This window comes from Roseburia sp. AF20-18LB, assembly GCF_003461185.1.
GTDB classification, from domain to species: domain Bacteria; phylum Bacillota; class Clostridia; order Lachnospirales; family Lachnospiraceae; genus Roseburia_C; species Roseburia_C amylophila.
Genome location: NZ_QTWP01000011.1, coordinates 40,032 through 48,924 on the forward strand (window position 1 = coordinate 40,032; position 8,893 = coordinate 48,924).

General features: G+C 35.1%; 9 protein-coding genes. All 9 read right to left on the reverse strand.

Features of this window, described 5'->3' with window-relative positions; all coding sequences use genetic code 11:
* Positions 1 to 7 precede the first annotated feature (7 nt).
* The 9 genes from DWX65_RS13655 to DWX65_RS13695 all read right to left on the reverse strand — a co-directional run bounded on the left by DWX65_RS13655 (position 8) and on the right by DWX65_RS13695 (position 8,629).
* Entirely contained in the window at positions 8 to 1,246 is a 1,239-nt protein-coding gene (locus DWX65_RS13655) for a hypothetical protein (RefSeq protein WP_118173638.1), read from the reverse strand.
* A 123-nt stretch (positions 1,247 to 1,369) separates the two neighbouring features.
* Positions 1,370 to 1,909 carry a hypothetical protein gene (locus tag DWX65_RS13660; protein WP_118173639.1) on the reverse strand — a complete coding sequence of 180 codons (540 nt, stop codon included), beginning with the start codon at positions 1,907 to 1,909 and terminating at the stop codon, positions 1,370 to 1,372.
* An 89-nt stretch (positions 1,910 to 1,998) separates the two neighbouring features.
* On the reverse strand, positions 1,999 to 2,763 hold the full coding sequence (locus DWX65_RS13665; RefSeq protein WP_199535057.1) for a nucleotidyltransferase domain-containing protein: 765 nt from the start codon (positions 2,761 to 2,763) through the stop codon (positions 1,999 to 2,001).
* 58 nt (positions 2,764 to 2,821) lie between these two features.
* Positions 2,822 to 4,024: an RtcB family protein gene (locus DWX65_RS13670; RefSeq protein WP_118173641.1), complete on the reverse strand. Its 1,203-nt coding sequence runs from the start codon at positions 4,022 to 4,024 to the stop codon at positions 2,822 to 2,824.
* Between the two features lie 224 nt (positions 4,025 to 4,248).
* Positions 4,249 to 5,160 (reverse strand): WYL domain-containing protein, encoded by a 912-nt coding sequence (locus DWX65_RS13675; protein WP_118173642.1) that lies wholly within the window; start codon positions 5,158 to 5,160, stop codon positions 4,249 to 4,251.
* Positions 5,157 to 6,389: a WYL domain-containing protein gene (locus DWX65_RS13680; RefSeq protein WP_118173643.1), complete on the reverse strand. Its 1,233-nt coding sequence runs from the start codon at positions 6,387 to 6,389 to the stop codon at positions 5,157 to 5,159. Before DWX65_RS13680 ends, DWX65_RS13675 begins: the two co-directional genes overlap by 4 nt.
* A 67-nt stretch (positions 6,390 to 6,456) precedes the next feature.
* Positions 6,457 to 7,179, reverse strand: coding sequence for a DUF3226 domain-containing protein (locus tag DWX65_RS13685; RefSeq protein ID WP_118088040.1), 723 nt, complete (start codon positions 7,177 to 7,179; stop codon positions 6,457 to 6,459).
* Entirely contained in the window at positions 7,176 to 8,300 is a 1,125-nt protein-coding gene (locus tag DWX65_RS13690) for an AAA family ATPase (protein WP_118173644.1), read from the reverse strand. Before DWX65_RS13690 ends, DWX65_RS13685 begins: the two co-directional genes overlap by 4 nt.
* Before the next feature lie 2 nt (positions 8,301 to 8,302).
* The gene (locus tag DWX65_RS13695) at positions 8,303 to 8,629 is read right to left on the reverse strand and encodes a helix-turn-helix domain-containing protein (RefSeq protein ID WP_242997882.1); all 327 of its coding nucleotides are present in this window, start codon (positions 8,627 to 8,629) and stop codon (positions 8,303 to 8,305) included.
* Positions 8,630 to 8,893 lie beyond the last annotated feature (264 nt).

An 8,893-nucleotide genomic window follows, 5' to 3' on the forward strand; every position in this document is an offset into this window, starting at 1 on the left:
TTCCACCCTAACCCTTAGAATATATTGGCTTGGTATCTATCTTGAACTTTATATTCGGATTATTTGTGATAATGATTTTCGAAATAAGTCCCTCCTCATTTACAACAATGCGGACAATTGACGTAAAATTATATTTTTCATCTTCCGCTAATATAATACAACGTTCTCCTGGATTTTCATTTTTAAGCGTCGCCAAATAAGAAAAATACTTTGTTTTTGTTTCATTATGAACATAATTTAAGTGTGCAATCACATTTTCTTTTCCTTTAATTACAGAATCTGCGTTGACAGATTCATAAGAAATATCTTCTGCCATAATCAGTTTAAGTCTGGATGCATTTCCCTTTATAAGTGCATATCTTAATGCAGCCAAATCATTTTTCTGATTCTTTACAAAACCATTCTCATATTCCTTAATTGCTACATCCCCAGACAGAATTGCCACAGCCTGCACAATTGCACCCTCTTTAATATACAAAGCTTCCTCGTCTGTAATCATGGCTCTGGAATGGACCAAATCAAGTTCGCCAAACTGTGTTTCAAGACGTATTACGATAAATTTTGAAAGTACTTCTTCATCCAATTTTATAGCTTTTACACATGCTGCTTTTACAATCCCTGTTATTGTCACTAATTCGTCATCTGATTCATCATGTTCCCCTGTGCCGTTATCCATTTTTACAATATTACCACGTAAAAATCCATTCGGCAAAACAGAACCCATTGCCGGTAAAATCTTATATCCATTCAAGTTTTCACATTTCACGCTTTCACATTCTGGAACGGTTGCCGCAAAAGCTCCTTCATCCTCATAATAATGAACATCTAATGCGTACGCTACCACTTGTGCCTCAATTTCATCATCTTCAAGAAAACTTGGTAATACATCTGCATTAATGAGATGCATAATTGTAAATCCATCACCTTCAGAATTTTTAACTGCACTCAATCTTGTCATATTATATGATATATCATTTTTTAACGGTATATCCGAATAACGAACTTTCCAAACACAAGCTCCACTAATCTGAATGTCAAATTTCTCCAGTTCCACTTTTTTATCTTCTTCATTTACAACAAGACAAGAGTATATTTCTGCATTTCCATATTTTTTATGTGAATAGATATTTCCAGAATATCCCCCAAAACTTCTCCCCTCTTCTATAGATTTTCCAACCCAGGCAAGAAGGAATTCATCGTCATCAAATACTTCTTCTAAATCAATTGCTTTTAATACGATTGGCATAATTACATTTCTCCTAAATTCAATTATTTTTCAGCAAGTTTGCAATGTAATATTAGCCCATTTTTACCAATAAATGGTCTTTTTAAAAACGACAATCACATAGAAATCATATAAAACTCCATCCTATACCCTGATGCACTTCTCTCCTTCCTCATAAAGAAGCTCATTGACTACATCAATATTGGAAATTCCATTCTTCAAGCAATAATATATAACCCTGTCCCAGGTAATTGCCAACGATAATTTATACCCCGCAAGTTCAAGAAGATTTTCAGCATCTTCCAAGTCCAAAGTAAGACCAAAACAGCATGCTACCGCTGTCTCTTTTTTCGGTTGATACTCTGTGTTGTTCTTTATTGCTGAAAAAAGTTTTCTATCCATATGTGCTGCTTTATAAAAGTCTTGATTTGACATACCTTTTTTCTCTATACATGTCATAAGCATTTCTTGAAATGTAGGATAAACAAGCTGTGATTTCCACTCATCAAAATCAGACCACCTGACATCCAGGCTATAACGAATCTCTGAACCTGATTTTTCCACATCTAGCTTATCTTGTTTTGGCACAAGCATATCAATTTCTGCAAGTGCCTTCTGAATCCATAAATTTTTTTCTCTGTTTGCACGTTCAGCCCTACGTTTCTTTAATGCAAAAAAAACCATATTATTGTCTCCCGGTTGGCACATTAGAATTACTTTTCTGCCCTCTTATTTTTTATGCAAATTATACTCTACTAAGCAAAAAACATCAATCAGGCCTGATATTCTCTTATACTCTCACCAACTACCCGGCAAAAAAATTCATCCAGCAGTTTCCAATCTCGCTTTATTGTTTCTTCTGTATCAGCAGCTTTCTTTACTTCTATCAACTGCCTATCTATAAAATTATCTAATTTTTTAATTTTAGAAGCCATACCCATCTCTGGCATTTTTTGTTTCTTTTCCAAAAGTTCGTCCACAATGTTCCTTAATCCTACTGGAAGCTCAGCATCCAGTAATTCCAAAAACAGCATTGGTGGCTGAGTTTTTTTATCTACCACCCACATTGCCGCAAGTAACGGTCTTATTACATAAAAATACTTCTTAATCCGAACCTTTTCTCCCTGAAGATAAGTCTGATAGTTACCGTTCGCCATATGCCAATAGTGATATAGACTCTTCTTTCTTGAATAGTAATCCCCACGAATCCTTTTCAGTTCTTCAAAAGCATCCGAACTCTGATATACAACCGGAGAGGCACACCATTCAAAAATAGATGGATTCGAGTCGTGCATGAGCTGTAATGCTTTCTTCAAATCCCAACCGCTGATATCAAGCACATCATCTAACTGCCACTCTATCGTATCTTTTGTTTTTTCAAGCCGTAAATAGTCCTCTAACTGCCGCACATAAACAAATCTGACGTCATAATCACTGTCTGGTGAAGCAAATCCCCAGGCTCTGCTACCAGACTCAACCGCCATGATAATTCTTACATTTTCCTTTTTTTCAATTTCTTTTAGTTTTTTACGAATCATATCTTTCACTTAAATACCTCCTTTCCAAATTTATTTGCAATATCCATATAAGATAAAATTATTTGTCTGACTTAAAATTGTAAAGTGGCTTCATAACCTCAATAATGTCTACAGAATCACGTATTACATCAATAATATCCTCTAGTGATTTGTAAGCCATCGGTGCTTCATCTAAGGTCGCATCACCTACACAGGTTGTATAAATGCCTTCCATCGTTTGTTTGTATTCTTCCAGACTTAAAGTGGACTTAGCCTTTGACCGAGACATGATTCGTCCTGCGCCATGAGGTGCAGAATAATTCCATTCCGGATTTTCCTTACCTACAGCAAGCACACTTCCATCTCTCATATTAATTGGAATCAAAACCTTTTCACCCTTATGTGCAGCAATAGCACCTTTACGAAGAATCATTTCCTTCGTGTCAATATAATTGTGAATGGTATGAAAACCATCCGTTCCTGTTAAACCGGTTTTTTCAAGAAGAATCTCTGCCATCTTTTCTCTGTTAAGACGGGCAAATTCCTGACAGATTTCCACATCATGAAGATACTGGTCAAGATATTTACCATACACATAGCAAAGATCCATAGGAATCGTCATCTCCTGCGGTTCCCATTTAATCTGCTCCAGTGCTGACTTAATTTCCTGTCTTCTTCCCTGTTCCTTATATGTCCTGATTAATTTCTCCCTTGCCTCAAGATAAGGTTCTATCCCCTTATTAAGGTCTATTGCTAACTGCTGATATATACCGGCAACCTGCGTTCCAAGATTTCTACTTCCGGAATGAATTACCAGATATTTTGTTCCATCTGATGCTATATCAATTTCAATGAAATGATTTCCCCCACCTAAAGTTCCTATAGATCGTTCCAATCTTTTAGAATCTTTAAGTTCTCTGTAACATTCTAATCTGCTAAGATCAAATTTCATCTGTCTTCCACTCCAAACATCATTTCCATGTGGAATAAAATGTGCCACTTCATCAAATTTTTCAAAGTCTATATCCTGATGTCCAAGATTTACTGTATACATTCCACAGCCAATATCCACACCTACCACATTCGGCACTGCTTTGTCTTTGATTGTCATTGTGGTTCCAATTGTACATCCTTTTCCATAATGTACATCCGGCATAATTCTTATTTGTGAACCCTCAGACATTGTGTAATCACACATTCTTCTAATCTGCTCAATTGCCTCATCCTCCACTACTGTGGCATAACAAACAGCAGTATTTACTTTTCCTTTTATCTCAAACATTATGAACTCCTTTCCTGCTTTCCAAGCAAACCTTTACAAATTTCTATGCTGCAATTTTCTCATAACCTCTATTGTTTGTATCTGATAGTTAAATGATAACGCAGCGCCCTACTTCTTTCACGGAAAAAAAGTTGCGAACATAATTCATGACAGTGCTTTCCATTACCATGCACCTTTCAGAGATAGGAATAAAAATAGGAATGGACTTCATTTCATCCATTCCTTTACCAGTTTAACATTTCCAACTGTCTTTCTATTCTCTTGCAAAGTTCCTTTCTCATCTTATCTGGTGCTAATATCTTAACATAGCTGCCAAATGACATCATCTGTATCAGTACATCGGTTTCATCCTCTACGTCATATTCCATCTCTACATGAAATAGCTCATCATCGACTTTCTCTACCTTCTTTTTATAATGAGCAAACTTCATCATAGCTCTTTCCAGAACATCTCTTTCGTCTATTAATTCAAAAATTAACGTATCCTTTTTTCTTGTCTGAAGACATAATTTTTCAGGAAATGTTTCATCAAGTTTTACACATTGAATTACTCTTCCCATATTGATTGTTCTGATATTCCACCGCCCTGCACTGAGTACCCTGAACTTATCTTCCTTGTCCGAATACTCAATCTTTATTGGTTCTATTATTTGTGTTCTCTCCTGGTTTTTCCTATTCCAGAATTTGATTTTTACTTTATTATGTTCTTTTATAGCCTGCCGAATCGTATGAAAATTTTCTATGTATAAAGGCCCCTCATATCTGTCGCCATCAAGATACCTGTCAAAATAAACAATATCTCCCGCTTCAAATAAAGGTTCCACCTTCTCAAGTTCTCCCTGCGGTATCTGAAATAATGCAATCCTTGAATCCAGCAATATTGTTTTCAACCATCTTTTCTCAAGTGTAGTCATGGGCATAGCCGGTTTATTTACAATTGGCGTCTCCAGTTCATGATTTACGAGTTGCCAATCCTGATTTTTTAACGCAGGAACAATCGTAAGAAAACTTTCCTCAAAAGCATATTCTGATGCAATTTCATTCATTTTGCTTTCCGTCAATCTTCCATCTATAGCAAGACCAATTATTTTTGCAACTGCATTATAATAGCAGCCATATATTTCATTAAAAATCATTTCATCACCTCATACTGCTTTGCCAACTTCACAATATCAAGCTTTAGTTGGTTTACTACTTCTGCATTATCAGACCTGACTGCCTTAATCCTTCCGAAAAAAGTGCGAATCCATGGCACTATCTCATATGCATCTAAAACATCTGCTGAAAAACGGTATGTTTCATCATCAATCTTTCTAATATTTCCGCAGCGCTTTTCTCTATTTAATCTTCTGACTATATAGCCCTCTCCTATTCCGACCTGAATGTCCACTTCTATATGTTCAAATTTTCTGTCCTTTGTACATGCCACTCCCCACATATGCTTTGACATTTTTTCAAACTCTTCCAATGCTTCATCAAACCCCGGATAAATATCTTTAACAGTAGCTTCTTGAATATAGTCTATTCGAAAAGAAAGAATTTTTCGGTTCGTAGCACCCCTGCATAGAAGATAATTACGTCCGCCCTGCGTACTGACATATAATTTAAGTGGAATCACCTGCCATCTTCTTTCCTGATTTTCATTCCTGCTGAACTTAACAATTTCAATTACTCTCTTCTCATGAATCCCCTGAAGTACTGCCTCAATAATTTCAGCATCATAAGCATTCATAATATAATGATTTTTAAAAGTAAGATATTCCTTATCCGGTTCCAGTTTATCTTCCAGATAACTGCCTACTACTCCCAAAGGATTTTCTTCTGAATAAAATCTGATAGCCTCTCTATATGGTTCAAGTTTCACTTCATCAGGCACTATTTTATATCTGACTGTTCTTCCTTCTTTTTCAGATAAAATAATTCCAAGTTTCTCATATTCTTTCAGCTTCTTGCGAAGAGTTGACTCATCAAAGCTTATTGGATGATTAAAACAGGAAAGATAATCTGCATCTATAACTTCCAGCAATTCCTTGAGCTTATACTCATTCCCGGTTGCAAGGATATCCAGCACAATAAAATGAAGTGTTATATCCTTATTGGTAAAACTTTTCGACTTGAATGCCTGATATAATGGGTTATGTGTCACACTTCTTCCATCCAGCGAAATAAACATCCGCTTACCAGAAGCATTCTGATTAAAGGTAACAAGCTTTCCCAAATAGCTCTGTATTCTGCGGCGCTCATTATCATAGCTTCGGGCACTTTTCCGGTCATACTCTCCTCTTGTTTTGAACCCATAAATAAAGAAGTCACGCATGTAGCTTCTTATATTGTCAAAATTTTTTATTAACTCTGAATATGCCATGGCGACCTCCAAATAAAATTTTTATTCTTGTATTTATCTATGTTTACATCCCAGGAATACCGTATACTTATCTTCCCAAATCCGCAAACGGAGCAAACAGCTCATTTAAAGATTCTGACTTTTTCCAATCTATTTTTGAAACATAGGTTGCAAAAGATCTCATGGCATGTTTAGGATCTCTTACGCTAAAAAATGTTCCTATAGTTGCCTTGTTTGCATAATTTATCTGCTCTAGTTCTGGAACTAACTGTACTTTCAATGAATCAATAAACTGTATTACTTCTTCAATCAGAGCCTGTTCCTCATTTATTTCTTTCAAAGCGTCAATTATTACATTTTCAAGAGCGCCTTTCTTATCTGGTGGTACGACTAAAAGATATGTATCTATTGCCTTGGTTAATCCAAAAGAATCCTCTATGGAAATATCACTCCATTCACCAATCTTGAATGATATATTTTCAAACAAGTCGTTTATTCTTCTTCCTATTTTAGGGAGTGCTTCATCATCTCGGTCTGTGACAACCATGATAGAAGCAATTTCTTTCTCTATAATCATGCTATTAATTCTATGCTGCTTAATAAAATGCGAAAATCTTCCATTTCCGCCTACGCCACATAAAATAAGCTGATTTCCATTCTTTGAAAGATTCTCTATATGATCATGAGCATCCAATGGAATCATTCTCAAATTATTCTCTTTTTCGTGTTTCCAGTCATACACATTTTGCAGATAATAACTGATTAACTGCACATCTGATACGCCTTCAACAAGTATTAGTTCTGTCATCATAGGCGCACCTCAAACTCGAACGCTTTTCTGTTTTCATAGACGTACTGACCATCTACATTTCGAGCCACTACGTTACTTTCCTTTCCATCCTTCGATTCTACTTTCTTTAAGGTGATAACTTTGATTGGATCAATCTTATTATCGATATCATCATATTTTCCATACTCGAGAATTGCATCAATGGCTTCCATACTATGTGTTGCAATAAACAATTGTACATTAAGCTTTTTCGCCAATTCAAAGACCACAGGGAATAACTTGTCGTAGTATTTTTTGTGTAAGCCTGTTTCTATCTCATCTATGAGCAAAATAGAATCTGTTGCATCAAACAACTTATTTAAAATATATAATATTTTCTTTATGCCATCTCCATACACTGAAAAAGGCATATTAACTCCATCTTCTGTAATAACGGTTTCCAAGAAAGATCCATCATCTGCTTTTGTATAGCAAATATCCACGATAGCTTCATCAAACTGTTTCAAAATACTTATAGCCAAATTTTTGTACTCAGGATTATCTACGATATTCTGTAACAGATCATATCTTAAATGACCAAAGGAAGGAATATATTGCACTTCCTTCTTAACCACTGGTCCAACAAATGTATTGTCCAAAGAAGTAAGTTTAATCTTCTTTTCCACTAACTTCTTTCCTTTTTGACTAATAATGCTGCCATTAAAAACTTTTACCATCTCAGGAACGAGTGTAGATGTCTTTTTATAGTATGCCTTTTGACGTGACGACATAGTTGATATTTGAAGAGCATCTTCTCCGGAGATACTTTTTTCTGTTCCTCGCATTTCAAATTTGATAGGTCCAACATTGCTTTCAGCGTAAATATCTAATTCTAACGAGTCGCTTCTTTGCATAGCATTAAACATCTTAATGAACGAACTGTAAAAACTACTGTCATTCACGTTCAGCACAGTTCTCTGCTTTATTATATTTTTTATAGATCCCAACTGAACATTTGCAAATAACAACTGAATGGCCTCCAAGAATGAAGTTTTTCCGCTATTATTATCCCCGACAATAAGGTTGATATTGGAAAACCTGGAAACTTCTAATTTCTTGATTCCTCTAAAATGGTTAATCTCAATTTTTTTTATATTGGCCATTATTACTCATCCCCTTCCACACTTTCAAAGCTAATGACTAATCTTGTATGCGTAGCATCCGCAATCTTCTGTAAAGTCTCTATTCGTGGAACAACTTTTCCATTCTGTATTTTGCTTATATTAGATTGAGACATATTGGTTATGCGACATAAGTCCTCCTGTGTAAGATTATTCTCATCTAATACCCTTTGTATTTCCTGTGATATACCATTTAGTATCACTTTAATATTACTTGTTTTATTCTCAGGTTTTATTTCACTCATTTCAGTCTCTGGCTTTTTTAAATTATTTATCTGTTCAAAGATTGCATTTAATGCATCATTATCCATAAATAATCCCCTTTCACTATGTCAGCATTAACATAATTATTCAAATTTAGTCTCTTTTATGTTATATGCGACATATTTTCATTATCATTATATCTATATTGTTATATATAACATATTTTAATCAGAATTTCAATATAATTGTTACGTATAGCATATTTTTAATGCTTTATCTGGTAAAATGGGGTATATTGTGATTCGCCTCAGCCTTATAATAGCTTCCCATGCTGAATTGGAATCCGAGCTTCCAGTTTGCAAGTTTAAGTT

What these genes read in the sequence shown, in the direction of transcription:
- DWX65_RS13680 (WP_118173643.1), bottom strand. Translation starts at nt 6,389, where the DNA reads ATGGCATATTCAGAGTTAATAAAAAATTTTGACAATATAAGAAGCTAC.
- DWX65_RS13695 (WP_242997882.1), bottom strand. Translation starts at nt 8,629, where the DNA reads ATGGATAATGATGCATTAAATGCAATCTTTGAACAGATAAATAATTTA.
- DWX65_RS13655 (WP_118173638.1), bottom strand. Translation starts at nt 1,246, where the DNA reads ATGCCAATCGTATTAAAAGCAATTGATTTAGAAGAAGTATTTGATGAC.
- DWX65_RS13690 (WP_118173644.1), bottom strand. Translation starts at nt 8,300, where the DNA reads ATGGCCAATATAAAAAAAATTGAGATTAACCATTTTAGAGGAATCAAG.
- DWX65_RS13665 (WP_199535057.1), bottom strand. Translation starts at nt 2,763, where the DNA reads ATGATTCGTAAAAAACTAAAAGAAATTGAAAAAAAGGAAAATGTAAGA.
- DWX65_RS13685 (WP_118088040.1), bottom strand. Translation starts at nt 7,179, where the DNA reads ATGATGACAGAACTAATACTTGTTGAAGGCGTATCAGATGTGCAGTTA.
- DWX65_RS13660 (WP_118173639.1), bottom strand. Translation starts at nt 1,909, where the DNA reads ATGGTTTTTTTTGCATTAAAGAAACGTAGGGCTGAACGTGCAAACAGA.
- DWX65_RS13670 (WP_118173641.1), bottom strand. Translation starts at nt 4,024, where the DNA reads ATGTTTGAGATAAAAGGAAAAGTAAATACTGCTGTTTGTTATGCCACA.
- DWX65_RS13675 (WP_118173642.1), bottom strand. Translation starts at nt 5,160, where the DNA reads ATGATTTTTAATGAAATATATGGCTGCTATTATAATGCAGTTGCAAAA.